Below are 26,369 nucleotides of genomic sequence, written 5' to 3'. Positions count from 1 at the left end.
CCTCAGTCGGTGATGACGACGACGCCGGACGGCTCGCCCAGCGCCTCGACCGTCCGGTCGGCGGCTCGGTCGATGTTGACCCGGGGCTCCGCGGGCCGTCCCTGCTCGTGATAGGTGCCGGGACCGTAGAACTGTCCGTAGCTCAGCACGACCCCACCCTCGGCGAGAACTGAAGCCTCCAGCTCTGCGACGGCCAGAGCATCAGGCCCGTCAGGCAGCTGCCAGGCGACGCTCTGGGCCAGGATCTTCGGCGAACCGCTCTTCCGCGCGGCCTCGATCAGGTTCTGGTTGCCCTCGGTCCGGATCCGGGCGTTCAGGTCCGCGTGGTCGCCGATCTTCGTCACGTCGTCCGGTAGGTCGGTCAGCTCGTTCAGGATGACGTCCGGCTGGAAGTCGACCACGGCCTGGATCAGCGCCTCCCGGTCGAACACGTCACAGAGAATCGCTTGCGCACCAAGGTTGCGCAGCAGCTCCGTCTTGCCGGCCGAGCGCGTCATGGCGCCGACCACGTGCCCCTGCTGAACCAACCGGGGGATCAACCGTTGCCCGATCACTCCGGACGCGCCGGCCAGAAAGATCCTCATCGCCACTCCTCAACATGATTCTGGATGTCTAATGTCCAGGTTTGATAGTCTGAATATAAGAAGCTGACTATCGTGCAGTCAAGTCAGCTACCGCTGCTTGGGAATCAAAGACCCCAGCTAGGTGCGGTTGTGTTCGGTGAACCCCACTCTGGGCTGAACGGCGCACCCCAGGCGCCCGCGTAGTCCCGGGTCAACCCCCGGGTCACGGGCACTTCAGACGTTCAGGAGGGTGCCGGTGAGTTCTCGGCGAGAGCCGATGCCGAGCTTGGCGAAGACCTTGTGGAGGTGCCACTCGACCGTGCGGGGGCTGAGGAAGAGCTCAGCGCCGATCTCGGGGTTCGTACGACCCTCCGCCGCCAGTCGCGCGATCTGCGCCTCTTGCGCCGTGAATGCTTCCCGAGCCTCGACGGATCGCCTGCGGAGCGTCTCCCCGGTCGCCACCAGTTCGCGACGGGCCCGTTCGGCGAAGGCTTCGGCACCCATGTCAGTCAGCATCTCGTACGCCGACCTCAAGTGGCTGCGGGCGTCGCGACGACGGTTCTCCCGCCGCAACCATTCGCCGTACAGCAGTAGGGCGCGAGCGTGCTCGACGCGCAGACGAGTCCGGCTGAGTCGCTCCACTGCCTCGGCGTAGTAGCCCTCGGCCGTGTCGCCCTGACTCACCTGTGCGCGGGACCGGGCTTCGATTCCCAGTGCCCAGTCGGTGCCACTGGCGCTCGTCGTCCGACTCAGCGACTCGAGTGCATCCGCTGCACGGTCGGGGTGGCCGCTTCGCGCAGCGGCCTCGACGAGCTCCACCAGCGACCAGGTGGAGAACCCGAGCTCGTCGGGATATCCAGCGCCTTGCTCGGCCGCTCTCATCGCTTCCTGGTACTGCCCCAGACCGTTGTGCAGGACAGCCGATGAGTAATCGACGATCGTGAGTCCCATGCCCTCACCCCGCGCCGCTGCATCCGCGAGGCTGGTTTGGGTGAGCGCGGAGACGATGTCTTTCCGGCCCTGCCACGCCGCGAGAGCCAGAGCGCCGTACGGCAGCAGGTGATTGCCCATGACCTCGTTGACCGTTGCAAACTCGTTGACCAGCGCGGCCGCTGCTGCGAACTCGCCGGCGAGGAAGTGCAGGCCCATCCGGCTGTTGAGTGCGATCGGCAGCACCGCCAGGGCTCCGGCCTGGCGCGCGAGGCGGAGGTGTCGTGTGCAGAACACCTCCCAGCTCTCGTCGTCCCAGATGTCGTGGGCGGCGTGGGTGGCGAGCCACAGCCAGCGAACGGCATCGGGGGTCGACACCTCCTCGGTGCGCCAGGCGTTCAAGGCGCGCTGCAATAGTGGGACGCCTTCCCCATAGCCCTCGGTCATCAGGACTGCCAGGCCGTCCAGCAGGAGATCGGTCGGCCGAGCGGTCGATGGAGGTGCCGCGCGGGCCGCCACGGCGACTTCGCGGGCGCCGACGTCGTCGGCCAAGCGTCCGACCAGCAGCCCCGCCGCCAACGCATCGAGGTAGCCGTCGCGCGCGGCAGCTTCGTCCAACGTTTCCATCCGCCGGGCGGCTGACAGCAGCAGAGGCGGGGCGTCGCGGCCACGGCTGGAGAAGAACGCTATCTGCGCCCGGAGAACCTCCGCCTCGGCGTGCGTCGGTTCGTCGAGCGGCGCGGTCTCGATGCCCGCGAGCAGCGCCAGCGCCATATCCGACGAGCCGGATTGGTGCCGGGCTCTGGCGGCGGCGAGGACCCGGGCAGGTCGCCTGGCCGGGTCGTCGGTCAGTTCGATGGCACGTTCGAGAAATGCCGCCTGCGCCGCCAGACCACCCCGGGCCCGGGCCCGATCCGCGCACCGTTCCAGCGCGACGGCGACCTCCTCATCAGGCCCGCTTGCCGCGTGCGCCCGGTGCCAGGCCCGGCGGGCGGGATCGCGCTCCGGATCGGTCTCCTCGGCCAGCGCGAGGTGGACGGCTCGCAGGTCGGCCACCTCCGCGGCCCGGGCAACGGCGGATCGCACCAACGGGTGCCGGAACCGGACTCGAGCGCTCAGCTCGATCAGGCCCGCCCGCACCGCCGGCACCGAGGCGGCGAAGTCGACGTCGAGCCGCTGCAAGGCTCGTCTCAGAAGATTCAGGTCCCCGACAGGTTCGAGGGCAGCTGCCAGCAGGAACAGGCGCGTCGGTTCCGGAAGTGCTGCCAGGCGTTGCGAGAAGCCCTGCTCCAGCTGAGTGTCCAACGGCGCAGCGGCCGCCAGACCGAACCCGAAACTGAGTTCGGCTCTCGACAGACCGCGAGGCAGTTCCAGCAGCGCCAACGGGTTGCCCCGGGTCTCGGCCACAATCGTCTCGCGCACGCGAGGGTCGACGTCGCCGGGCAGGACGCTGTCGAGCAGCGCGTGGGCGTCGGCGTCCCGCAGTCCTCGAACGACCATCGTCGGTTGCCCGGTCAGTTCCTTGTCCTCGCGCTCGCCTCGCAGCGCGAAGACCAGCCCGATCGGATCGGCCAGCTGACGACGTGCCACGAACGCGAGTGTCTGGGCCGAGATGGGGTCGAACCACTGCGCGTCATCGATCACGCACACCAAGGGCTCCTCCTCCGCCACGTCCGCGAACAGGCTCAGCACTGCCAGTCCGACCAGGAACCGGTCCGGCGGTGGTCCGGCGTGCATCCCGAAAGCAGTGGCCAGCGCGTCACGCTGCGGCCCGGGCAGGCCATCGAGATGGTCCAGCATCGGTGCGCACAACTGGTGCAACCCGGAGAAGGGCAGTTCCACCTCGGACTCGACACCCGCCGCTCGTGCCAGCCGGCAACTCGGTCCCAGTCCACTCGCCAGGTAGTCCAGCAGCGCTGTCTTGCCGACGCCGGCCTCGCCGCGCAGTACCAGCACCTGGCTCGCGCCGGCGCGCACGCGGGCAACGAGGGCGTCAAGGGTCGCGCACTCGCTCTGCCTGCCGCGGAGCTCCGTAGGCAGCTGGGGTGAGGTCACGACGACATCCGGGAACCACTGGTTGTCGTGCCCATCGAGCCTCCAGGTGAGGTCGATGTGTGCCTCAGCGGCCTCGACGACTCACGTCGTCGCGTCGGTCGACACGCGCCGGATCAGGCGGGAAACCTCGGCCTGATTTTCTCACAGAAGCAACATCGCAACTGGTCGCACGGACGCTTTTGAGATCCTCGGCGCGGGCCGGACGTGGCACGCTGTCCGGGTGACCATCGACCGGTACGAACTCGTGGGGATCTTCGGCGGCGCCGTCGATGCCGGCGTCGCCTCGCTGTTCGTAGGCGCCGGTCTGTCCGCGGCGGCCGGACTGCCGACCTGGAGCGACCTCCTGAGCCCGCTCGCCGCCGAGATCGGCGTAGCGGGCGCGTTCGCGGATCTGCCATTGCTCGCCGAGTACTACGAGCAGAACGGTCCCGGCCGGCGCCCGGCGTTGGACAATCACCTGCGCAACGAACTGTCGGCGTACCGGACACCGGCGGCGAGTCATCACCTCATCGCGAAGCTGCCGATCGACGAGATCTGGACGACCAACTTCGATTCGCTGCTGGAAACCGCAGCTCCCGAGGCCAGCGTCGCCACGCAGGACAACGACGCCCTCGACATCGGCACCGGGCGCCGGACGATCATCAAGATGCACGGCGGCCTCAGCCTCGACAATCCGCCGACCTGGATCGCGCCACCGGTGATCACGCGCAGCGACTTCGAGCAGTACGAGGACACGCATCCGCGGATGTGGGCCCTGCTGCGAGCGTCGTACCTCACCCGCACCATGCTCTTCCTGGGTTTCAGCTTCGCCGACCCCAACATCGACGTTCTGCTGCGACTTGCTCGCCGGTACGGCACCACAGCCGCGGACCGGCACCTCACCGTGCTGCGTCGACCGGCCGACCCCGAGGGGGTCCAGCTCCACGAACTGCGGGTCCGCGACCTGGAGAACAGCGGTGTGCACGTCTGCGAGATCAGCAACTTCAGCGAACTCACCCCGATGCTGCGGGCCATCACCACTCGAACCCGCCCGGAACGCTTGTTCGTCAGCGGGAGCGGCGACAAGGCTTTGCTGCAACCGTGGTACGACAAGCTCGCGGTCGCGCTCACCGCACGCCCTCCGTCGTGGCAACTCGCCTCGCTCGGCGGACCGGCGGGGTGGGGTGTCACGAGCCGGCTCGCCGAACTCCTCCGGGCCAACGGCCGCTACAAACCTGACCGGTTCCGCATCTACTTCCGGAAGAATCTCGGAGAGCAAGCGCCACTGATGGACGCGCACGTCGGCACCGCGATCTTCACTGATCTGGGGCGGGAAGAACTCGTCGGCAGCGTCCTCAACGACTGCCGCGCGCTGCTTGTCATCTGCGGGGGAAGTGGCACCAGCGAAGAGGTCCGCTGGGCGCTCGAACGCGGCGTCAGCGTCATCCCGCTGGCCTCCAGCGGCGCCACCGCGCGAGACGTCTGGGACAGCTCGAGCACACCTCCGGATCTCGGCGGCCGCCCGTGTGATCCCCAGGTCTGGCACAACCTGGCCGATCCCGATCCGGACGTCGCGGTGATGGCCGCGATGACCGCGATCGACCAGGCCATGTGCCGACCCAGAGGCTAAATCGGGCTGATCAGCTTTCGCGCACGACGTCTCGCGCGTTCTTGTCGTCGCGCAACCCGGTGTACCGCGGATGTCGGAGCAGGCCGTCCCGGGTCCACTCGGTGAAGCCGATCTGCGCCACGAGCCGCGGTTCGACCCAGTGCACGTCCCGCTCACGAACTCGTCCACGAGTGAACGGGGACTGTTCCCGCTCCAAGCTCTGCATTCGCGCGTAGAGGTCGTTGAGCACCGAGGCGTTGAAACCCGTACCGACCTTCCCGGCGTAGACGAAATCGGCGCCGTCGAAGTAGCCGACGAGCAGCGCGCCGAAGTCGATCCGGGAGCCCTTCGGTGCGGTGTAGCCGCCGATCACCAGTTCCTGGTCACGCACGCACTTGAACTTCAGCCAGTCGTGCGACCGGCCGGCGACGTACGGCGAATCGGCCCGCTTGGCGATCACGCCCTCGTCACCTCGCGCGCACGCCTTGCGGAACTCCTCCTCGCCCGTGGTGTTGCGGTGCGCCGTGAACCGCAGCGGATCGGCGAAATGGACGGCGTCGCGGAGCAGGCGCTTGCGCTCCCGCAACGGCAAGCCCCGAACGTCGTACCCGTCGAGATGCAGTACATCGAAAACGTAGTAGAAGACAGCGATGCCGGTCGCCCTCGCGGCGACAGGATCGGTCAGCCCCAAGCGGCCCTGCAGGCGCTCGAAGCTGGTGCGGCGGCCGACGAACGCCACGACCTCACCGTCCAATACCGCAGCCACCTCGCACTCGCTCGCCACCGCGTCGGCGATCTCGGGGTAGGTGCCTTCCAGCGACTTGTCGTTGCGTGTGCGCAGTCGGACCTCGCCTGACGCCGTACGGAACGCCAGGCATCGCACGCCGTCCCACTTCCGCTCGAACAACCACTCCGGATCGGAGAACCGCTCGTCTGTCAGCGTGGCCAGCATCGCGCTCGCCGACGTAGGCATCGGCTGCGGCCGGCGATCGTCGGTCGGCATCACTCATCCTCCAAACGGAAGTCACGCTTGCGGGCACTCGCGGAGCTTCGTCAGCGCGTCAGGCTCACCGTCTGAAAATACGCCCCCGTAGAACATCTCGTCCGAGACATTGAGCGCGTAGGGGCGGTCGACCCGGGCATTGACCCGGGACTACCCGGGCGCCCGGGTCCGTGCTTTCCGCCCAGAGTGGCGGCAACGGACTCACCCCACTAGGAGGACCAAATGCACACCCAGCCCACATCGGAGACCGCCACTCCCCCAGGCCGCCGCCGCAGGATCGCTGCGCTCGGAGCCGCCGTACTGGCCGTCCTGACCGCCGCCGTGTCCCTGACGGTGCCCGCCGAGGCGCACACCGCCAAACCAACGATTGTGCTCGTGCACGGCGCTTGGGCCGACAGCACCAGTTGGCTCGAGGTCACCCGGCGACTCAAGGACGACGGCTACCGCACCGTGACCCCCAAGCTCGGCCTGAACAGCGTCGCCGAGGATGTCGCGATCGTCCGCACCGCCTTGGACGGCATCCAGGGCAAGAAGGTGCTCGTCTCCCATTCGTACGGCGGTATCGTCACCGCCGGCGCCTCCCACGACCGCACGGACGTCTCCGCCTTCGTCTACGCGGCGGCGCTCGTACCTGACGAAGGCGACTCGATTGCCAGCCTCGGCGCCGACTTCACCCCGTCCGAGGCCTTCGGGCACCTGGTCTTCACCGGCGAGCCGTTCGCCTCGCCGGCGTACATCGACCCGGCCTATTTCCATCAGTACTTCGCTCAAGACCTCAGCAACCGGCAGGCAGCCGAGTTGAACGCCGCACAGCGGCCGCTCAACTTCCCCATCGTCACGACACCCTCCGGCCCGGTCGGCTGGCACAACGTTCCAGCCTGGTACGCCGTGTCCGGCCAGGACCGCATGATCGACCCGGCCCAGGAACGCTGGATGGCAGCACGCGTCGGCGCCACCGTCGTCGAATACTCGACCGCCAGCCACGTTGGCGGAATCACCCGGCAGGCGCCTCGGTTCTCCGCCCTCATCGAAAACGCGGCCCGCTCAGCCCGGGTGAGGTGACCGCCAACTCCTGCGAGGATTTGCGGCATGGCCAGCGACAGTGCACGGCGGCGGATGTGGCGGATGGCTGCTATGCGCCGGTGGTTGGACAGGACAACCGAGACCTGGGTCCCGCCGACATCGGCTGATCTGACCAGCCCCTTCCGCTTCCTGTTGTGGCTTACCCGATCGCAGTCACGACGTGTCGCGGCGGGTGCGATGTTGGGCAGCTGCTGGATGGTCGGTCTGGCGGTGCCACCTTGGGTGCTGTCTCGTGCGGTGGATGACGGGCTTGTCGCAGGCGATACCGCCGCTCTCGTCGGGTGGGCGCTGGTACTGCTCGCGGTCAGTGTGCTGAACGCGCTGCTGGGGATCGCTCGGCATCGCACGATGACCAAGATCCGGATGGACGCATCGTTTCGCTCGGTCCGGGCGACGGTGTGGCACACGTCCCGCTTGGGCGCCTCCCTGGCGCGTCGCGTGAGCGCCGGGGAGGTGGTGACCGTCGGCATCTCCGACGTGAACACTGTTGCGCAGGCGTTGACTGTCACGGGGCCTGGCGTTGGCGCGGTGCTGGCCTACGCCGTCGTTGCGGTCGTGCTGTTCACCATTTCACCGTTGCTGACCGCCCTGGTCCTCGGCGGCGTTCCGCTGCTCGCTATCGCAGTCGGTCCGTTCTTGCGGCGCATCGAACACACCGGCGGCGAGTACCGAGCGTACCAGGGGCGGTTGACGACGCGTCTCGTCGATGTGGTGGCCGGACTTCGCGTGCTCAATGGCCTCGGTGGGAAGGCGTTCGTGGCCGAGCGGTACGAACAGCAGTCGCAGGGATTGGTGGATCGTGGCTACCGGGTCGCCGGACCCTCGAGTTGGGTTGGCGCATTGTCAGGCGGCCTACCGGCGCTGTTCCTGGCCGCGGTGGTGTGGTCGTCGGCAAGGATGGCTGCGGTCGGCGATATCACCATCGGTGATCTTGTCGCCGTCTACGGCTACGTTGCCGTGCTGGTCATTCCGGTCGCGTCCTTCATCGAGGGCGCTGGCGATATCGCTCGTGCGCGGGTGGCCGGTCAACGAATCATCGATCTGCTCAACCTGCCGGTCGTACGCCACAACGACGACGACCCTGCGATGATCCCGACTGGTTGTGGCCCGTTGGCCGATCCTGACTCGGGCGTGATCGTTCGTCCTGGCGCTTTCACAGCGTTGGTAGCTGCCCGGCCGGCGGAGGCGACCGCGGTGATCGAGAGGCTCGGGCACCTGAGCACCGATTCCGAGGCAGGTGTGACGTGGGCCGGTGTGCGGATTCATGATGTTGCCCGCGAGGAGTTCCGGCATCGGTTGGTTGTCGCTGACAACCATGCCGAGGTGTTCGCCGGCACAGTGCGCGACGTTGTGGCGGGGCGTCTCGAACCTGACGATGACCGGATTCGTGCGGCCATCCGCACCGCGGTCGCCGAGGATGTGGTGGAGGCCTTGCCCGGCGGTCTGGATGCGGCGATCGCCGCCGGCGGGAGTGACCTTTCCGGTGGGCAACGGCAACGCATCCAACTCGCCCGCGCCGTCTATTCCACACCCGACGTACTGCTTGCCGTCGACCCGACCTCCGCAGTCGATGCCAACACCGAAGCGGCCATGATCGACCGGCTCCGCGAAGCCCGGCGCGGCACGACCACGGTCGTCACGACGGCGTCGCCACTCGTGCTCGATCGTGCTGATGAGGTCGTCGTCCTCATCAACGGCCACGCTTCGTCAGTCGGAAGGCACGCGGAACTTCTGCGCAGCGACCCGTACTATCGCGACCTGGTATCCCGCGCCCAAGATGACACCGAAGCCGATGAGTAGGCAGATGCCGGTCGCGGGCCCAGCCGAAGTCCGGGCTGCGGCGATCGGAGACTTGGGCGCAGACCGCCGGGCCGTGGTTGGGATCATCCTTGTCAATGGGCTCGCCTCCGCGGCAGCTCTGACCGGTCCGTGGCTGCTCGGCCGAATCATCGACACGATCCAAGCCGGCTCCGATGATGTGCTGAGCACGGTGGACCGACTTGCCTTCGGCGCGCTGGTGTTGACGATCGTGCAGACGGTGCTGACGTGGTGGGCGCTCAAGATCGGCTATCGGTTCGGCGAACGCACCGCCGCACGCGTTCGCGAGCGATTCTTGCTACGGACCTTGGCGCTGCCCCCACGAGTGGCGGACCATCTTCCCACTGGCGATCTGATCGCCCGCGGCAGCACCGATGCCTCGCTGGTGGCCACGACATTGCGGTCGGCAGTGCCCGAAGTTCTCGTGGCAGTGGTCCACGCCCTGTTCCTCGTCGTCGCGGTGCTCGTCGTGGATCCGTTGCTCGGGCTTTGCGGGCTCGTGTGTTTGATCGGCGTTGGAGCGGCCGTGCGCTGGTATCTGCGACGTGCCAGGCCGGCCTACTTGGCAGTTGCCGCATCTGGGGCAGAGCTGGCCGACGTCGTCGCCAGCACGGCCAAAGGCGCCCGTACGATCGAACTCCTCGGGTTGGAACACCGCCGGACACAGGTCACGGAAGCCGCTATCACTCAAGCCCGGTCAGCACGCCTAGGTGCATTGTGGCTGCGAACGGTGCTGTTTCCGTGGTCGGAGATTGCGCTAGCACTACCGGTGGTCGGCGTCCTGGTCATCGGTGGTGGCCTCTACGCCAATGGTCTGGTCAGCTTGGGAACTGTGGTGACGGCGACGGTCTACCTACGCCAACTCGTCGGCCCACTCGACACGCTGATGCTCTGGATCGAGCAGCTGCAAGGAGCCGGAGCCTCCTACGCCCGCGTCGAAGGGCTGGCTGACATCCAGCTGACCGCGAACGGCCAAGGCGTCGACGCCCTCGACGGTGACCGCATCCAAGTGAACAACGCGTATTACAGCTACACGGGTGCTCGCGACGTACTGCACGGAATCGATCTCTTCGTGCAGCCCGGAGAACGGCTGGCGATCGTCGGCACCTCCGGAGCAGGCAAATCAACCCTCGCACGTCTCCTCGCCGGCCTCGACCGCCCTCGCACCGGGTCTGTGACGATCGGCGGGACACCAGTTGCCGACCTGTCGCCCGACCACCTGCGCGAGCACGTCGTACTCATCACCCAAGATCATCACGTCTTCCACGACACCGTGCGCGACAACTTGCGCGTCGCACGACCGAACGCCACGGACCAGGAGCTGTACGCCGCATTGGACGCCGTCGGAGCCGCGTGGTTCGCTGACCTACCCCACGGCCTGGACACCGAGCTCGGCCACGACACCAACCTCGACGGCGCCAGTGCCCAACAGCTCTCGCTGGCACGAGTTGTCCTCGCCGATCCCCACACACTGATCTTGGACGAAGCCACCGCACAACTCGACCCAAAAACAGCCCGGCGAACAGAACAATCACTAGCCGCCGTCCTCCGCGGTCGCACCGTGATCGCGATCGCCCATCGCCTGCAGACCGCGCACGACGCCGACAGAATCGCGGTCATGGAAGCCGGTGAACTCGTCGAGCTCGGCACCCACGACGAACTTGTCAGCGCAGGCCGCGTCTACGGCAAACTCTGGCAGTCCTGGCATGCAGGATCACCCGAAGGTTAGTCGCTGGCAGATGGGGTAACCTGCCTGCCCGCCAGAGGTTCGATGACCGGTCAGGGGCGGCGCGCTGGTGTTGTTGCACGTCTGGCGAGTGGGGCGGGAAAATCGCCGGTACGGTCGTCCTCTCTACGTCCGCGTGACACCGCCCAGCACCGGTAAGGAGTGACGTGAGAATCTCGTTCTTGTCGTCGAAACCCGAGGGGAGACCGGCTGCAGTCCGTCGGTCCCGGCCTCGCGCTGTCCCCGCTCTTATGATCGGTGCGCTTGTGGCCGCAACTCTTGTCCCCTTGACAGTGGGACAGGCGTCCGCCGGCACACCAGCAACGTCCGCCGATCCCTCAGCCTCCGAGAGCGTCAACCTCGCCCTCCTGCCGGGTGCGGTCGCCTCCGCCAAGTCCCAACGCATGACTCCGCCCGCGGCGACGTACGCGCCCGCGAACGCGGTCGACGTGTTCGTGCACAACGGATGGAGCTCGAACTACGCGTCGGTCGGCAACGGCTACGATCCGACCCAGGACTGGTTCCAGGTCAAGCTGGCCACGCCCGCCCCGGTCTACGAGGTGTTCAGCCGCTGGACTTCTCCGGCCAAGCCGACGGAATACGACCTGCAGGTCTCCACGGACGCCGACTGCCAGACCTGGTCGACGGTCACCCACGTGGTGAATCCGAGCGACAAGGATTCCCAGGTGATCGATCGCAAGGACCCGATCTCGTGTGTCCGGATGCAAGCCGTGGCCACCACGTCCACCATCGGCTACACGATCAATGAGTTCGAGATCTGGTCCGGACCCAAGCCGCCGCCGACCGTGGGACAGATCATCCCCGTGCCGGTGAAGCAGCAGCCCGGCACGGGTCAGCCATGGGAGCTCACGAACACATCCCGGATCATCGTCTCCAGTGATGCCCTCACCGCCACGGCCGAGGTACTCGCAGGTTATCTGCGGCCGGCCACCGGGTTCGTACTCCCCGTCGTGACAGGTTCCGCTACCGCGTCTGACATCTCACTGAGCCTCGGATCGGTGTCCGGCATCCCGGAGAACAAGGCGGCCGAGGGCTACTCGCTCACGGTGTCGAGTGCCGGCGTGAAGATCGTCGCCCCGCAAGCACACGGCCTGTTCAACGGCTTCGAGAGCCTTCGACAGCTGTTGCCAGCGGCAATCAACTCCCCCACGACCGGCGTCGGGCCGTGGACTGCGCAGCCCATCACAGTCCTGGACTACCCGCGCTATGAGCATCGAGGTCTTCAGCTCGACCCCGCCCGCAACTTCATGACTGTTGCCGAGATCCGCTCGATGATCGACCAGCTGGCGGCGTTGAAGGGGAACCGGCTGCACCTGCACCTGAGCGACTCCCAGTCCTGGCGCCTGGAGATCAAGGGCTACCCGGCTCTGGACGGCACCGGGTGCAACGGATCGGCCTGTATCGCGGGCTTCTACACGCAAGACGACTTCAAGGGCCTGGTCAAGTACGCCGCCGACAGGTTCATCGAGATCGTCCCAGAGCTGGAGGGCCCGGCCCACGCGACGGCGGCGGTCAGATCCCTCGGCGGCGTCGCGGTCGTGGGCTGCCAGGGCCAGACCCAGACCGACCGGTTCTGCACCAACCCGAACGACCCGGCGAGTGAGCGAGCGCTCGCCTTCTGGCGGGACGCGATCGCACAGCTCGCCGCGATCTCCCCCGCACCGATCATCCACATCGGCGGCGACGAGGCCATCGGGATGCCGCACGAGGATTACAAGTGGTGGATCGGGCAGATGGAGACCATCGTCGACAACGCCGGCAAGCGAATGATGGGCTGGAACCCGGCACTGGAGGGATACGCACCGGGCTCGACGTCCATCAACCACTACTGGTCCGACTACACCGGCGGTGGCCCCCCGCTGATCAAGCCCGAGTGGTTCAACCAGGGCCGCAGCGTCATCACGACCCCGGAATGGAACGCCTACCTCGACTTCGGGTACGACGGCTCTCCCGGCCGGACACCGCGGACAGAACTCGACAAGGCCTACTCGTGGGACCCGGAGTGGGTGTACGAGAAGTACCGGTCCGTCTGGGCGCAACCGGCGTACGGCGGTCCGAAGGCGGCGGACATCATCGGCATCGAGGCGCCCATCTGGGGCGAGCAGATGCGTGGCCTGGCCACGAACGAGTACATGGTCTTCCCAAGGTTGGCCGGCATCCTGGAGAAGGCCTGGTCTCCGAAGGTGCTCACCCAGGACTACGACGCGTATCGCCAACGGCTCAGCGTCGCCGGACCTCGGTGGGCCTTCGCCAACGTGAACTTCGGCTCCATCGCCCAGGTCACCTGGAGTTCGGAGGCGATGGGCACGGTCACCCGCCTCGGCGTGGACAGGACCGTGAGCAACGCACCTCTGGGACGTCTCGCTGCCGGCTCGATTCCGCCGGGTGAGTTCACCGCCATGATCGATTGGGGCGACGGATCCCCGGCCGAGGCCGCCGGTATCGCAGCACGCGACTACGTGGCGAGCCAACGTCAAGGCCGAAGCCTGATGACCGTCAGCGGGAGCCACACCTACCCGGTGGACGGGGTGTATCACGGGACTGTCACCTACAGCCGTCAGGGCCAGACCTGGGCCGTGCCGTTCGTCGCCACCGGCGTCCCCTCCTGTACGACGATGGTCACCGGAACGCACGATGGTCCGTTGACCGTGTCCGCGGGCGTCGCGTGCTTCGACGGCGCGACTCTCTCGGGACCTGTAACCGTGGCGGCGGGTGCCGGACTCTACGCATCCGGGTCTGAATTCCGCGGGCCGGTGACGGCGTCCGGAGCAGGCAACGTACTGCTGTGCGGGACGACCGTGTCGGGGCCGGTGAGCGTGACCGGTGCAACCCGGGTCTGGCTCGGCAACCACAACGGAGAGTGCGCGCCCACGACGGTCAGGGGTCCGGTAAGGGTCAGCAACTCGGTGGGTCAGGTGACGATCGACGGTGCCACGGTTGCCGGTTCGATCGTCGTGCAGAACAACACCGGCTCGACGATCGTCTCGGGCAACCACATCAGCGGGCCGCTGTCCTGTACGGGCAACTCCCCCGCGCCGACCAACGCAGGCCAACCCAACACCGCGTCCGGCCCGAAGTCGGGCCAGTGCGCCGGACTCTGACAGCCGGTAGCTGAACACGGCGGCCCTGCGCACCCACGAGCTGCGCAGGGCCGCTCCGATCGCCGGACGGCGGTCAGCGGCGCCGCCTTCGCACGAAGGTTGTCAGTTTGAAGGCGGTCGCGGTGGTCAGGCCGTAGACCAGGTGGGCGCTGAGGTCCTTGGCCAGGACCTTGTAGTTGTACTGCCAGATCGGGCGGTAGAGCTTTGCCGCCGGGAGTACGACGTAGCTGGTCCCCCACACACCGGCGCCGAAGATCGCGCCGTACCAGGCCCGGGGCTTGGGTACTGACCCGGCGACAACGCCGTACGCGGCACCGTTCGCGATCCCGTACCCCCAGTGCATGATGTTGTTGACCAGCGCGGCCCGGCTGTCCGGCAGCTCACGCTGGAAGAGGCCCTCGAACACCCGTCTTCCGACCTGTGCTGGGGCCGGTGCCTGCTCCCAGGTCTTGATGTCGGCCGAGAACTCCCAGCGGCCGACCTCGCTCTTGCCGCCGCCGCTTCGATACTCCGCGTACAACAGCGCGTCCATGGCGACGGTTCCGATCGTGCCCGCGACCAGCCCGCGAGTGATGGCTCCCAGCGGGGTGAGTCGATCGCGCTTCATCATCCTGCTCCTTCGAACATTCTGCGAGTTTCCTTCGAACCTAAGGATTGCCCGGATGCGGCGTGCGTCGCGCCCGGGTGACTCCCTGGTCTGCGGAACCGTCGGCAGCGTGGCTGGATCAGTGGACCAGGGATTTGCCCAGGCGCGAGCAGCGCAGTTGAAGGGCATCGTCGTAGACGTCCATCGACTAGAGGAGAGGACCATGAACAGCACGCCGAGAGAGGGTCTCGCGTACGAGGTGTTCGTCAGTGAAGCGCCCGCGCAGCCCGGTGCCCTTCCGAACGGTGAGCCGAGGAGTTTCTCCCCGATCGCAAGCACCCTGATCTTCGGAGAAGAGAACGCCGTCCTGTCAGACCCTGGCTTCAACCCCTCCGCGGCGCGCGACCTGGGCGACTGGGTGGCCGGCAAGCGACGCAGGCTCACCGACATCTACATCACGCATGGCCACGGGGACCACTGGTTCGCGGCACAGCTCCTCGCCGACCGGTTCGGCGCTCGCATCGTCGCGTCCGCGGGCGTGATCCGGCAGATGCATGCCAGCGTCGCGGCCCGGCCGTTCCTGTGGGACAAGATGTACGACGACATTCCGCCGTCAGCGGTCACCGCGGTGACGGTGCCGGACAATCGCTTCGCACTGGAGGGCCACGAACTCCGGATCGTCGACGTCGGCCACGGTGACTCCGACGACTCCAGTGTCCTGCACGTGCCGGACCTCGGGCTGGTCGTCGCCGGCGACGTGATCTACAACGGGGCCCACCAGTACGTCGGCGATGCCCTGGGACCCGACGGTCTCGCACCGTGGCGGGCCGCGATCGACAACGTCGAGGCACTCGCCCCGCGAACGATCGTTTCCGGACACCTGAACCGGCTCGGTGACGACGACGCCGGCCGCCAGATCGCCGCCACCCGGCGGTATCTCGACGAAGCCGAAGCCGCCCTGAAGACCGAGACCACTGCCCTCGGCTACTTCAATCACATGATCGAGCTCCATCCCGACTACGCAGGGCAGCTGATTCTCTGGGCGGGCGCCGGGGCGCAGTACGGCGTCCGCGAACACCCGGCCGCCAACAGAGCTCAGATCGTCGCCTCCGCCTGGCTGTGAAGGGATATCTGAACGCGCCACCGCTCCGTCGTCGAACGAGGCTTGCGGGTCTCGATGGCGTCAGTCCGCTCGCAGCGTCGGGACGATCGCCATCGGACCGCGGGCCGAGCGAAGGAGCTTGTTCGTGAACGAGCAACAGACGGCGTGATGCGCTCGCCGGCGGCCGCGCGTACCGACCACCACGAGCTCCGCTCCGGCGGCCTCGTCCACCAGCGCCCTGCCCGTTGGCATCGGCACGCAACTACGTCGTACGTCGACGTCCGGGAACGCGCTCGCCAGCAACCTCAGGACATCGTCGCCACGCGAGACCGACTGCAGCACCGTGAGACCCAAGCCACGGTGGCGCGCGGCCCGGTAGGCGAACCCCAGGGCTGCTGGTGACGTGAGTCGATCGTCGACACCGACCACCACACGGCCGGCGGACGGCCCGTCGGCACCCGTCCGGACCAGACCGCGCCGGCCGACGACGATCAGCTCCTCGAGGCCGCACAGGAGCGGCGACGTACCCGCCTGCACGTCAGTGATCACCCGGAGATCGGCGGCGACGGCCCGCGCCCGGGCGCAGGCAGCGTCGACCACAGTCGAGGCCCCGTCCACCGCCGACGCGTCGAGCGAATGCCCGATGGCATGGACGACACGCAACGGGACCCCGCGGGCGGATGCCTCCAGCGCGGCCCAATCCACTGCCCGCAGGCCGACCGAACCGCCATCCACCAAGACAGCGATCACGCCTTCCTGCGCTGCGGTCCGTCGGTGCCAAAGCCCGTCAAGGCTCCCGATCGCACCGAGCCAACACTGCCGAGATCGAGTCATCAGCGGCTCCCTGCTCCGAGGCTCCACCCACTATCACTGCCCGCGGACCGCGATCGCACCCGTCACACCCCCGGGCACAACCCGGGGAGCGCGATCAGTCGGCAACCCGGGCATCTGCTCCGCACTACCAGGGGGTCTGACGGGGACCAGGGCTTCGGCCCGCGGGTGACGGTGGGAACTACACCCCACCCACCCCGCCGTCGCCTCGGGCAGCCCATCCACTCCACAAGGAACAGGCTCCGTCACCGCCGGCACCTGCTCAGCGGTCACTGGCGCGGTTCGCGACCAGGCAGTCGGCTGGTGACCTCGGCGACACCCTGGTGAACGCCCGATCGTCAGGAGACGGGTAGGTCCTCCAGCAGTTGCGGGAGGTCTAGTTCTGCGGGGCGGGTTTGGAAGCCGTTGGACAGGGCTGCTCGGATTCGGGCCTGGGCTTCGGGGGTGCGTACGCTCTCGCCGAAGAGGTCGGAGTCCTGGCGGAAGTCGTCGGCCGGGGCGAGGGCGATCGCGTTGACGCGGTCCTTGACTGCGGTCCGGCCCGAGGCCGGGAAGCCGGCGATGCGGTGAGCGAGATCGCGCACGAAGCCGTCGAGTTCGTCCGCGGGGAGGGCACGGTTGATCCAGCCGTAGCGTTCGGCGAGCTCGGCGTCGTAGTCCCGCGCGCTCAACATGACCTCGAGCGCCCGGCCGCGACCCATCAGGCGCACCAGATGCTGGGTCGCTCCCCCGCCGGGCACCTGACCGAACGCGGGCTCGAACTGACCGAAGATCGCCGACTCGCGGGCGGCGAACCGCATGTCACACGCCAGGACGAACTCGCTGCCGGCCCCCCGTACCCGTCCCTCGATCTGCGCGATCGTCACCAGACGGCTCGCGCTCAGATAGCGGAAGAGCAGCGCAATCGACGGCTCGCCCACCAGCTTCGCTGCCTCGGCCCGGTACTCCGCGATCCGGGTGACGTCCACGTGCGGGATGAAGTAGTCGGGGTCCTCGCTCTTGAACACGAGCACCTGGATGGAGCCGTCGGCCTCGGCCCGCTGAATCAACGACACCAGGTCGCGGACCAGCTCGGGCCCGAGAAGATTCATCGGCGGGCTGTTGATCGCTGCGAACAGAACGGCACCCTCCTGCCGCACGGTGAGCGTCTCGTAGTCCATCGGCTTCGACCCTTCTTCTCGACGAGGCTGCGCAGCAGCAGCGTTGAGACCAGGGTGTTCCACGGGTGCGATGTGAAGCTACCGGGCGCGAATGTGGTCGATGACAAGTGGGTCCAGGAGGGAGATCCCGATGAACAGCTTCGACTACGACGTGCTGGTTGTCGGCTCCGGGTTCGGCGGCAGCGTTTCCGCGCTTCGCGCCGCGGAGAAGGGGTATCGGGTCGGCGTCCTGGAGTCCGGCAAGCGATGGAGCGACGCGGACATCCCGAAGAGCCAGTGGCATCTGCCCGGGTTCTTGTGGTTCCCCGCGGCAGACCTCTACGGGATCCAGCGGGTCGAGTACCTCGATGACGTGCTGGTCCTATGCGGCGCGGGCGTTGGCGGCGGATCTCATGTCTACGCGAACACGCTCTACGTGCCCCCAAAGCAGTTCTTCGACGCGCCGGAGTGGGCGAGCATCACCGATTGGGCCGACGAACTGGCCCCCCACTACGACCAGGCGACCCGGATGCTCGGTGCCGTTCGCTACCCGTACATGCCCACCGACGTCGACCGCGTCATGCGACAGGTCGCCACCGAGATGGGACGAGGGGAAACGTTCAACAAAGCGCCGGTCGGCGTGTACTTCGGCAGCCCGGGAGTCGAGGCCGACGATCCGTACTTCGGTGGCGCCGGACCGCGTCGTACTGGGTGCGTCTCGTGCGGGAAGTGCAACATCGGCTGTGGCCACAACGCGAAGAACAAGCTCACGACCAACTACCTGTACCTGGCGGAGAAGCTCGGCGCCCGGGTCCACGAACTCCAGGAGGTCTACGACCTCATCCCCCTCGAGGGAGGCGGGTTCGAGGTGCACGCACGGCACCCGGGCTGGGCGCAACGGGCCGAGCACCTGCAGCACCACACCTACACCGCCGAGCAGGTAATCGTCGCCGCCCACGCATACGGCTCGTCCAAGCTCTTGCTGCACACGCAACACGAGGGCCGACTGCGGGACGTCTCCTCCCAGCTCGGCCAACGTGCGCGGACGAACTCCGAACAGCTCCTCGCGATCACCCGCACGCACGAGGAATGGAAGCGTGATCCGGACCGGATCCGGCTCACCCCGGGGTCCGTGTCGATCACCTCCGGTGTCTGGCCCGACCCCGTCACGAGCATCGAGCCCGTCTACTGGGGCGTCGGGAACGACCTCTTCGCGTTCCTGGTCACCTATCACCAGCACGGCGAGCAGAAACACCCGACGGCCGCTTGGGTCAAGCAACTGATCGAGCATCCGACGTCCGTCCTCAGCTTCGACGACGCACGCAACTGGGCCGAGCGGACCGTCGTCATGCTCTGCTCCCAGACGACCGACACGTCGATCGAGCTCTACTGGCACGACGGAGTACTGCGAAGCCGCCACACCGGCACGCCTCCGTCGGTGCACATCCCCGTCGTCGAGCAGTTCGTCGATCGGATGGCGGCCACGATGGGCGGCCACGAAGGAGCCCTGCCGTTCGAGGTCATCAACCGGACTGCCTCGGCCCACTTCACCGGCGGGATTCCGATCGGCGACAGCAGCGAGAGCGGCGCGGTCGACCCCTACCAGCGCGTCTTCGGCCAGCCGGGCCTGCACGTCATCGATGGCAGCGTGATGCCGGCCAACACCGGAGTGAACCCCTCACTCTCGATCACCGCCCTGGCCGAACGTGCGCTGTCACTGTGGCCGAACAAGGGAGATGTCGACCCCAGGCCGCCCCTGGGGTCCGGGTACGAGCGTGTGACCCCGGTGATGCCGCACCGTCCCGCCGTACCTGCCGGCGCTCTGGGCGAGCTGCGACTCGATGCGAAGAAGTCCGACGTCATCCCTGACTATCCCTACTAGGAGCACCCGATGTCCGAGCTCACAGCGGGCACGTTCCGAACCGTCGACGCCGCTGCGGCGATCGCCGACGACAGCGTCGCTCCGTACTACCTCACCCTGGGCGATCGGAAGCTGCGCGTCTCCTTCGCGCGGGTCGACGGCCGCGTCTACGCCTTCGGCGACCTCTGCACGTGCGGCAGCGAGCCATGCCCGCTGTCCGGAGGTTTGCGCACGGGACGCACGATCATGTGCCAGTGCCACGGTTCCCGATTCGACGTGACGACCGGCGCCGTGATCAACGGCCCGGCCGTCAAGCCATTGAGCGTCTACGAGGTGCAGGAACTCGACGGAGAGATCCAGATCCGCCTGTGACCGCTCCGGCTTCTGCCCACGCGGGACGTTCCTGTCAGAGGTGGTGCAGTCCGCGGCGACGCCGTACCAGGAGCGCGGCCAGGCCGATGATGATGGCGACGGCCGCCAGCAGGCCGATGCCGACGATCGTCCGGTCTTGGTTCGAGTCATCCTGTGCGAGGGGGCCAGAAAGACCAGCATCCACCGCGGTTGGCACGCCCACCGGCGTTGTCGGCGCGGTGGTTGTCGGCGTCGCAGTCGGCGTCTGCGATGGCGATGCGGTCGGCGTACGCGTAGGTGTTCCGGTTGGCGGCGTGACGTTGCAGCGCACACGCACCCGGGTTTGGGCGTCGAAGGCACCGGCGGCGTTCTGGACCTGGAGCAGATACGTACCGTTGGGCAGACCACCGAACTCGACGAGCTCAGCCCCGCGTGCGGCCAGAGTCACGACGTAGTCATAGTGGATGTCGCCCGCCGTGATCCCGACCATGTAGTACTGGACCGTCGCGTTGGCGTTGCGCAGCCGGGCGGTGACGTTGGCGCCTTCGTCATGGCACGTGAACCGTGCCTTGCCGAACACCGGCGGCAGAACCGTGGTGGTGCCGGTGACAAGCTGGGCCGGTGCGTACTCGGTGTTCTGGGCTGACGCGGACGTACTCCCCACGAGGAGCACACCTGTCGCCAGCGTTGCGGTCGACAGACCACAGACGAACGAACGGCGTCTCATCGCGCGACCGAAGGCCGCATGCTGAGGTGGCGGACGCGACAGGAACAGGCCTGTCGGCGCAGAGTCGGCGCCGACGATCGCCGGGACGGTGATCGCTCCCACGGGTATGGCGGCGAGTTCGAGCACTTCATGTGGATCGGTAGACGGAGATTGACAGAACGAATGCTGTGAAAAGACTTCACGATGCCCCCCTTGGACACCTGTTTGATGCTCCGAGGGCCATCAAAGTTGCCGAATCGCCAAGCCGACTTCACATCCGGGTCAGCCGGCCACCATGTTGCTGACGGCAACAACAGCAGAAACCCAGGTCGCGCGAGTGACGTACGCCGTAGTGTCTTGGCATGACGAATGTGTGTTTCGCCGGCATCACTGGCTGGACCGCGGCGCCGATCGTCGCCGCCATCGCTGCCGCCGATGATCTGACGCTCACCGCTGGGGTGTCCAGATCGGCGGCCGGTCAAGACATCGCGACGGTCACCGGCTCGAAAGCCGCCGGATCGATCTACGGGACGGTCGCCGAGGCCCTGCGATCTGCTCCGGTGGACGTGGTCGTGGACTTCACCAGCGCCACTGCCGTCAAGACGAACGTGGTCGCGGCGATCGAGGCCGGGATCCATGCCGTGGTGGGGTCGAGCGGGCTGACTGCCGCCGACTATGCGGAGATCGATCGTACGGCGCGTGACCGTGGCGTCGGCGTGATCGCGGCGGGAAACTTCTCCGTGATGGCGGCGGTGCTACTGCGTGCCGCGTCGATGGCCGCCGAGCAGTTGGAGCACTGGGAAGTGCTCGACTACGCCAGCGATCAGAAGCCCGACGTCCCCAGCGGCACATCCCGGGAGCTCGCCGAAACCTTGGGCAGCGTGCGCCGGCCCGGGGCGGCGATCCCGCTCCCGGACCTGCACGGTCCGGTCGAGGCCCGAGGTGTCGAGGTTGCGGGCACCCGGATCCATTCCGTCCGGCTGCCCGGTTTCGTCGTGACCACCGAGGTGGTGTTCGGTGGATCAGGGGAACGACTTGTGATGCGTCACGATCCTGGTTCGACCGCGGACCCATACGTCGCCGGAACCCTCCTGGCGATTCGCCGGGTCGCCGACGAAACAGGACTCCGAAGAGGACTCGCCTCGCTGCTGTACGGCGATCCTGACGCGGATCGCTAGCAGTTCACCAAGCGCCGCACGGTTAGGCGTCTTCTCGGCGTTTGCGTTGTTCGCTGGTCAGGTAGGTGGCGACGGCGAGGGTGGTGAGGAGTGTGTAAGCGAGTGGGAAGGACTTGTCGCGGCCCTGCGAGCCGCCCCAGTGGTCGTAGCCGTAGGCGCCGATGAGGACGGATACCACAAGGGTGAGTGCAACGTTCAGTGGCACCGCCGCGCGGACCGCCTGCCCGAACTGGCGCCAGCCTGAAGGCTGGACCACCTGGCGTAGCGTGGCCAGCCAGCGGAGGTGCAGGTCGTACCAGCGGGCCGGCGAGCTCCGAGCCGCATCGACGGCGCCGTAGGCGACAGCCCACAGGGCACCGCCCGCGGCTGCTGTGACCAGCCCCGCAGTGTCAGCAGGCAGTTGGTCTGTCAGACCCAGGAAATACAGCCAATCGAAGAGCCACCGCATCAGCAACACGCTGAGGACGACCGCGGTGGCCAGGAACAGCAGCAGCCCGAGCCACCACTGGGTCTGCCGGACCCGAGCCGAGACCGGCGCCGCGTTTCCCCAGTTGGGGGACAGAACCGCCGGAAGACTCTCAGCCGGAGGCGCGACTGTAGGCCCCGGCGCAGCCGGCGATCTGGCCAGGACGATCGTGCCGGCCACGTCGAACTCCCACTTGCGCGGATTCTGCAGCTGCGGTTGCCCGGCAAGCTGTCGCCGCGCGTACTCATACAGGTCGTCGACCGAGACCAGGCCGTCTCCGTCGATGTCGGCGGCACCGGTCTGGAGCCCGCGGGTCACGCTGGAGGTGAAGATCGACGGCGTGGCGCCTCCGACCACCTTGTCGCCCTCGAACGCGTACTGCGTCGCATCGGATGCCGTCAGCACCACCAGACCGCGCGCGTCGAAATGATCCGCGGTGTGAACCGAAGGATCGGCCTTGACGGACAAGCCCCTGGCGAACGCGCCGCTGTAGCAGCAGTCCAGCACCAGAACCTTGCAGCGCGATCGACAGGCGAACAGAACGTCGTTCACGAACCCAGCCGAGACAGCCGTCGAGCGCAACCGATCGCGTCGCGTATCGCGCGCGGCGAAGTACAGCCTGCCCTGCTCGTCCTTCAGCCCGTGGCACGACAGATACAGCAGCACCAGGTCACCACGGTCGCGTTCGGCCGCGAAGTCCTCGATGGTCTGCGAGATCTGCCCGGATGCGGCATCCAGCACGGACGACACCGCAAACCCGCCGATCGCCGGATCCGCCAGCACACCGGCCAGCGCGGCAGCGTCGTACGCGGGCGACACCAGCTGCGCGAGACCCTCATCCTCGTACGCCGACGTGGCCACGATCAGCGCGAGCCGTCGGCCGACACCATCGCTCCCCACCATCCCGACCCCCCGTCACAAGCGAAGATCTCCCCCGCCGCTGGAACTGTCAAGCCTCCCGTTCGATCAGACGTCCTGGCTAGCCGTCGGGGCGGGCGTGACCTACCGTCCGTAGGGAGACGCCTCCGACGATCAGGAGCAGCGATGACCAGTACGACGCTCACGCCGCAGACGGACCGGGAGGACCTGCAGCGGTTCCAGATGTACATCGGCGGAGAGTTCGTCGACGCCCTGTCGGGTGCGACCTTCGCCTCGAACAATCCCTACACCGGCAAGGACTGGGCGATTGTTCCGGATGGGACCGTCGACGACGTCGACCGAGCGGTCCGAGCCGCGCGGGACGCTCTCGACGGTCCGTGGGGCAGCATGACCGGCTTCCAGCGGGCGCGGCTCCTCCAGCGACTCGGGGACGTCATCGCCGCCAACGCCGAGCGACTGGCCCGGCTCGAGGTCGCCGACTCCGGCAAGCTCTACCGCGAGATGATCGGCCAGATGCGGTACCTACCGGAGTGGTACTACTACTTCTCCGGGTTGGCGGACAAGATCGAGGGCCGCGCGATCCCCTCGGACCGGGACAACTTCCTCGTGTACACCCGACGCGAGCCGGTCGGTGTCGTCGCGGCCATCACGCCGTGGAACTCGCCACTCCTGCTGATGACCTTCAAGCTCGCCACCGCACTCGCGGCCGGCTGCACCTTCGTCGTGAAGCCATCCGAACACTCCCCCGCCTCGACCCTGGCCTTCGCCGAACTCGTTCACGAAGCCGGGATCCCGCCTGGCGTGTTCAACGTCGTCTGCGGGCTGGGCCGGTCGGTCGGCGCATCGCTGGCCGGGCACCCCGGCGTGGACAAGGTCGCCTTCACGGGGTCGACCGCGACCGGTGCCGCCGTGGCCCGGGCCGCCGGCGCGAATCTGAACCGGGTGACGCTCGAACTCGGCGGCAAGTCCGCTCAGGTGGTGTTCCCCGACGCGGACCTCGCCGCGGTGGCCAATGGCGTCATTGCCGGTGTCTTCGCCGCGACCGGACAGACCTGCATGGCCGGATCGCGCCTCATCGTGCACGAGAGTGTCCACGACGAACTGGTCGGTCTCATCGTCGAGCGTGCCGACCGGATCCGGCTCGGGGACCCCAACGACGAGAACACCGAGATGGGGCCGGCCGCGAACGCACCGCAGTACCAGAAGGTGCTCGGTTACCTGGCGACAGCGCGGAAGGAAGGGGCCGTGGTCGCCTGCGGTGGCGGTCCCGACCAGGACCACGGCGGCCTCTTCATCCGGCCGACCGTACTCACCGGTGTGAGTTCGGCGCACACCGTCGTCCGGGAGGAGATCTTCGGCCCGGTCCTGGCGGTGTACACGTTCCGCGACGAGGACGATGCGCTCGGTCTCGCCAACGACACGCCGTACGGTCTGGCCGGTGCGGTGTGGACGAAGGACGTGCACCGTGCGCACCGGGTCGCCGCGCGGCTCCGGGCCGGCAACGTCTGGATCAACGCCTACCGCGTCGTCGCTCCCAACGTGCCGTTCGGTGGCTTCGGCGCGAGCGGAATCGGCCGTGAGAACGGGCTCGATGCGATCCACGAGTACACCGAGGTCAAGGCCGTCTGGGTAGAACTCACCGGCGCCACCCGCGACCCCTTCAAACTCGGCTGATCACGGAAAAGGCTCGTGCCCGCGCAGGGTTCGCGCGTAGGCTCGGGATCACGTGATTCGCGCTCAGGGGGGCACAATGAGCCAGCCAGCGACCCAGTCCGACTACCCGGACCACATCGATGCCGCCGTACTGAAGATCGCCGGCGTCGTGGTACTGGGCGCCGTCATGTCGATCCTCGACATCACGGTGGTCAACGTCGCCCTGCCGACCTTCCAGATCGAGTTCGGTACGCCCGGCAACCCGGTCGCCTACTCACATGTCGCCTGGACGGTCACGGCGTACACGCTCGCACTCGCGACCGTGATTCCGCTGACCGGATGGGCGGCCGACCGGTTCGGCACCAAGCGGCTCTACATGACCGCGATCTTCCTCTTCACCGCCGGGTCCGCCCTGTGCGCGACCGCGACGACGATCAACATGCTGATCGGCTTCCGCGTCCTGCAGGGCCTCGGCGGCGGCATGCTGATGCCGCTGGGTATGACCATCATGACCAGAGCCGCGGGGCCTCACCGGATGGGGCGGCTGATGGCCATCCTCGGGGTGCCCATGCTGCTCGGCCCGATCCTGGGACCGATCCTGGGCGGCTGGTTGATCCAGGTGGCGAGCTGGCACTGGATCTTCCTCATCAACGTGCCGCTCGGCGTGATCGCCCTGGTCTACGCCTGGTTCGCACTGGCCAGGGACACCGCGCATCGGTCGGAGTCGCTCGACGTCGTCGGGGTGCTCCTCATGTCTCCCGGTCTCGCCTTGTTCCTCTTCGGCGTGTCCTCCCTGCCCGCCGAGAACGGTGATTTCGGCGCGACCCGGGTGTGGCTCTCGATGCTGGTCGGTTTGCTGCTGATGGGGGCGTTCGTCTGGCACTCCTTCCGGCCGGAGCACCCCTTGCTCGACCTTCGGCTGTTCCGCAACCGCAACCTCACCGTCTCGATCATCACGATGTTCCTGTTCGCCGCGGCGTTCTTCGGCGGGCTCCTCCTGGTGCCCACCTACTTCCAGCAGATCCGCGGCGAGTCCACCCTGCAGGCAGGTCTCCTGGTGGCGCCGCAGGGACTCGGCGCCATGGTGACGATGCCGATCGCCGGGAGGCTCGTGGACAAGGTGCCGGTCGGCCGGATCGTGCCGTTCGGGCTGGTGCTGATCGTCATCGGCATGTTCGGCCTGACCCAGCTCACGGCGACGACGCCGTACCTGCTGATCATCGGCATGCTGGTCGTGATGGGCTTCGGGATGGGCGCCACGATGATGCCGTTGTTCACCTCGGCGCTGAAGACCCTCCCCGGCCCTCAGGTCGCGCGCGGCTCCACCCTGCTCAACATCACCCAGCAGATCGCCTCGTCCTGCGGCGTCGCGACGATGTCGGTCATCCTCACCAACCAGCTCAACAACTCGCCGATCATCCCCGGTACGCAGAACATCCCCGGGCAGGACGGAGGCATCCGCGAGACCCAGGCGGCCATCGCGGCCAACACCCGCCCGGGCGGCATCGCCCTGCTCCATCTCGACCCCGCCGCGGTCCTGCGCGGGCTGGTCGACGCCGCCGCGTCGTTCGCGCACACCTTCTGGGTCGCCTGGGTGCTGGTGGTGCTCACCCTGGTGCCGGCACTGATGCTCCCCCGCAAACGCGAGGTGACACCCCTCGTCGGGGACCAGGTACCGCCGGCGGTGGTCGACTGACCGACTCGCTTCCCATACCGTCGCCTCAGCCGG

19 protein-coding genes are annotated in these 26,369 nt (G+C 67.5%); 11 read left to right on the top strand and 8 right to left on the bottom strand.

Annotated features, from left to right (window positions below):
• Nucleotides 1-2 precede the first annotated feature (2 nt).
• Nucleotides 3-584, bottom strand: coding sequence for an SDR family oxidoreductase (locus tag OG876_RS32320; protein WP_328520463.1), 582 nt, complete (start codon nucleotides 582-584; stop codon nucleotides 3-5).
• A gap of 213 nt (nucleotides 585-797) precedes the next feature.
• Nucleotides 798-3,548 carry an ATP-binding protein gene (locus OG876_RS32315; RefSeq protein WP_328520462.1) on the bottom strand — a complete coding sequence of 917 codons (2,751 nt, stop codon included), beginning with the start codon at nucleotides 3,546-3,548 and terminating at the stop codon, nucleotides 798-800.
• Between the two features lie 220 nt (nucleotides 3,549-3,768).
• On the opposite strand from OG876_RS32315, the gene OG876_RS32310 reads away from it, so the two are divergent.
• Nucleotides 3,769-5,157, top strand: a complete 1,389-nt coding sequence (locus OG876_RS32310; protein ID WP_328520461.1) for an SIR2 family protein — start codon at nucleotides 3,769-3,771, stop codon at nucleotides 5,155-5,157.
• Nucleotides 5,158-5,167: 10 nt separating this feature from the next.
• On the opposite strand, the gene ligD is transcribed toward OG876_RS32310, so the two are convergent.
• The gene (ligD, locus tag OG876_RS32305; protein WP_328520460.1) at nucleotides 5,168-6,139 is read right to left on the bottom strand and encodes a non-homologous end-joining DNA ligase; all 972 of its coding nucleotides are present in this window, start codon (nucleotides 6,137-6,139) and stop codon (nucleotides 5,168-5,170) included.
• A gap of 222 nt (nucleotides 6,140-6,361) precedes the next feature.
• On the opposite strand from ligD, the gene OG876_RS32300 reads away from it, so the two are divergent.
• From OG876_RS32300 to OG876_RS32285, 4 genes are all read left to right on the top strand, one after another.
• Nucleotides 6,362-7,201 carry an alpha/beta hydrolase gene (locus OG876_RS32300; protein WP_328520459.1) on the top strand — a complete coding sequence of 280 codons (840 nt, stop codon included), beginning with the start codon at nucleotides 6,362-6,364 and terminating at the stop codon, nucleotides 7,199-7,201.
• Between the two features lie 258 nt (nucleotides 7,202-7,459).
• Nucleotides 7,460-9,022 (top strand): ABC transporter ATP-binding protein, encoded by a 1,563-nt coding sequence (locus OG876_RS32295; protein ID WP_328520458.1) that lies wholly within the window; start codon nucleotides 7,460-7,462, stop codon nucleotides 9,020-9,022.
• On the top strand, nucleotides 9,000-10,769 hold the full coding sequence (locus OG876_RS32290) for an ABC transporter ATP-binding protein (RefSeq protein ID WP_328526986.1): 1,770 nt from the start codon (nucleotides 9,000-9,002) through the stop codon (nucleotides 10,767-10,769). Before OG876_RS32295 ends, OG876_RS32290 begins: the two co-directional genes overlap by 23 nt.
• 290 nt (nucleotides 10,770-11,059) lie before the next feature.
• A complete protein-coding gene (locus OG876_RS32285) occupies nucleotides 11,060-13,888 on the top strand; it encodes a family 20 glycosylhydrolase (protein WP_328526985.1) in 2,829 nt (942 codons plus the stop codon).
• Between the two features lie 73 nt (nucleotides 13,889-13,961).
• Here the strand turns inward: OG876_RS32285 and OG876_RS32280 are convergent, their stop codons facing one another.
• Nucleotides 13,962-14,495: a DUF1440 domain-containing protein gene (locus tag OG876_RS32280; protein WP_328520457.1), complete on the bottom strand. Its 534-nt coding sequence runs from the start codon at nucleotides 14,493-14,495 to the stop codon at nucleotides 13,962-13,964.
• Nucleotides 14,496-14,697: 202 nt separating this feature from the next.
• On the opposite strand from OG876_RS32280, the gene OG876_RS32275 reads away from it, so the two are divergent.
• Nucleotides 14,698-15,597 carry an MBL fold metallo-hydrolase gene (locus tag OG876_RS32275; protein WP_328520456.1) on the top strand — a complete coding sequence of 300 codons (900 nt, stop codon included), beginning with the start codon at nucleotides 14,698-14,700 and terminating at the stop codon, nucleotides 15,595-15,597.
• 60 nt (nucleotides 15,598-15,657) lie between these two features.
• Here OG876_RS32275 and OG876_RS32270 read toward each other — a convergent pair whose 3' ends face one another.
• Both OG876_RS32270 and OG876_RS32265 read right to left on the bottom strand, forming a co-directional pair.
• Nucleotides 15,658-16,326, bottom strand: a complete 669-nt coding sequence (locus tag OG876_RS32270) for a universal stress protein (protein WP_328520455.1) — start codon at nucleotides 16,324-16,326, stop codon at nucleotides 15,658-15,660.
• Nucleotides 16,327-16,745: 419 nt separating this feature from the next.
• Nucleotides 16,746-17,567, bottom strand: a complete 822-nt coding sequence (locus OG876_RS32265) for an enoyl-CoA hydratase/isomerase family protein (RefSeq protein WP_328520454.1) — start codon at nucleotides 17,565-17,567, stop codon at nucleotides 16,746-16,748.
• A 130-nt stretch (nucleotides 17,568-17,697) separates the two neighbouring features.
• Between OG876_RS32265 and OG876_RS32260 the strand changes: the two genes are divergently transcribed.
• A complete protein-coding gene (locus tag OG876_RS32260; RefSeq protein ID WP_328520453.1) occupies nucleotides 17,698-19,428 on the top strand; it encodes a GMC family oxidoreductase in 1,731 nt (576 codons plus the stop codon).
• A 9-nt stretch (nucleotides 19,429-19,437) separates the two neighbouring features.
• Nucleotides 19,438-19,779 carry a Rieske (2Fe-2S) protein gene (locus tag OG876_RS32255; protein ID WP_328520452.1) on the top strand — a complete coding sequence of 114 codons (342 nt, stop codon included), beginning with the start codon at nucleotides 19,438-19,440 and terminating at the stop codon, nucleotides 19,777-19,779.
• A 34-nt stretch (nucleotides 19,780-19,813) separates the two neighbouring features.
• Here the strand turns inward: OG876_RS32255 and OG876_RS32250 are convergent, their stop codons facing one another.
• Nucleotides 19,814-20,485 carry a hypothetical protein gene (locus OG876_RS32250; protein WP_328520451.1) on the bottom strand — a complete coding sequence of 224 codons (672 nt, stop codon included), beginning with the start codon at nucleotides 20,483-20,485 and terminating at the stop codon, nucleotides 19,814-19,816.
• 341 nt (nucleotides 20,486-20,826) lie between these two features.
• Between OG876_RS32250 and dapB the strand changes: the two genes are divergently transcribed.
• Nucleotides 20,827-21,642, top strand: coding sequence for a 4-hydroxy-tetrahydrodipicolinate reductase (gene dapB / locus OG876_RS32245; RefSeq protein WP_328520450.1), 816 nt, complete (start codon nucleotides 20,827-20,829; stop codon nucleotides 21,640-21,642).
• A 22-nt stretch (nucleotides 21,643-21,664) separates the two neighbouring features.
• On the opposite strand, the gene OG876_RS32240 is transcribed toward dapB, so the two are convergent.
• Nucleotides 21,665-23,011 (bottom strand): caspase family protein, encoded by a 1,347-nt coding sequence (locus OG876_RS32240; RefSeq protein ID WP_328520449.1) that lies wholly within the window; start codon nucleotides 23,009-23,011, stop codon nucleotides 21,665-21,667.
• 141 nt (nucleotides 23,012-23,152) lie between these two features.
• On the opposite strand from OG876_RS32240, the gene OG876_RS32235 reads away from it, so the two are divergent.
• A complete protein-coding gene (locus tag OG876_RS32235) occupies nucleotides 23,153-24,661 on the top strand; it encodes an aldehyde dehydrogenase (RefSeq protein ID WP_328520448.1) in 1,509 nt (502 codons plus the stop codon).
• 76 nt (nucleotides 24,662-24,737) lie between these two features.
• Nucleotides 24,738-26,336, top strand: a complete 1,599-nt coding sequence (locus tag OG876_RS32230; RefSeq protein ID WP_328520447.1) for a DHA2 family efflux MFS transporter permease subunit — start codon at nucleotides 24,738-24,740, stop codon at nucleotides 26,334-26,336.
• The last annotated feature ends 33 nt before the right edge of the window (nucleotides 26,337-26,369 follow it).

Origin of the sequence: Kribbella sp. NBC_00359 (assembly GCF_036097425.1) — a bacterium.
Lineage (GTDB): Bacteria > Actinomycetota > Actinomycetes > Propionibacteriales > Kribbellaceae > Kribbella.
The sequence above is the reverse complement of the archived record's forward strand: the minus strand, read 5'-3'. Positions and strand labels throughout refer to the sequence as shown.

Bases quoted from the DNA above. Each gene is read 5' to 3' on its own strand.
- OG876_RS32320 (WP_328520463.1), bottom strand. From the start codon at position 584: ATGAGGATCTTTCTGGCCGGCGCGTCCGGAGTGATCGGGCAACGGTTG.
- ligD (WP_328520460.1), bottom strand. From the start codon at position 6,139: ATGCCGACCGACGATCGCCGGCCGCAGCCGATGCCTACGTCGGCGAGC.
- OG876_RS32300 (WP_328520459.1), top strand. From the start codon at position 6,362: ATGCACACCCAGCCCACATCGGAGACCGCCACTCCCCCAGGCCGCCGC.
- OG876_RS32290 (WP_328526986.1), top strand. From the start codon at position 9,000: ATGACACCGAAGCCGATGAGTAGGCAGATGCCGGTCGCGGGCCCAGCC.
- OG876_RS32280 (WP_328520457.1), bottom strand. From the start codon at position 14,495: ATGAAGCGCGATCGACTCACCCCGCTGGGAGCCATCACTCGCGGGCTG.
- OG876_RS32275 (WP_328520456.1), top strand. From the start codon at position 14,698: ATGAACAGCACGCCGAGAGAGGGTCTCGCGTACGAGGTGTTCGTCAGT.
- OG876_RS32265 (WP_328520454.1), bottom strand. From the start codon at position 17,567: ATGGACTACGAGACGCTCACCGTGCGGCAGGAGGGTGCCGTTCTGTTC.
- OG876_RS32260 (WP_328520453.1), top strand. From the start codon at position 17,698: ATGAACAGCTTCGACTACGACGTGCTGGTTGTCGGCTCCGGGTTCGGC.
- OG876_RS32255 (WP_328520452.1), top strand. From the start codon at position 19,438: ATGTCCGAGCTCACAGCGGGCACGTTCCGAACCGTCGACGCCGCTGCG.
- OG876_RS32250 (WP_328520451.1), bottom strand. From the start codon at position 20,485: ATGAGACGCCGTTCGTTCGTCTGTGGTCTGTCGACCGCAACGCTGGCG.
- dapB (WP_328520450.1), top strand. From the start codon at position 20,827: ATGACGAATGTGTGTTTCGCCGGCATCACTGGCTGGACCGCGGCGCCG.
- OG876_RS32240 (WP_328520449.1), bottom strand. From the start codon at position 23,011: ATGGTGGGGAGCGATGGTGTCGGCCGACGGCTCGCGCTGATCGTGGCC.
- OG876_RS32235 (WP_328520448.1), top strand. From the start codon at position 23,153: ATGACCAGTACGACGCTCACGCCGCAGACGGACCGGGAGGACCTGCAG.
- OG876_RS32230 (WP_328520447.1), top strand. From the start codon at position 24,738: ATGAGCCAGCCAGCGACCCAGTCCGACTACCCGGACCACATCGATGCC.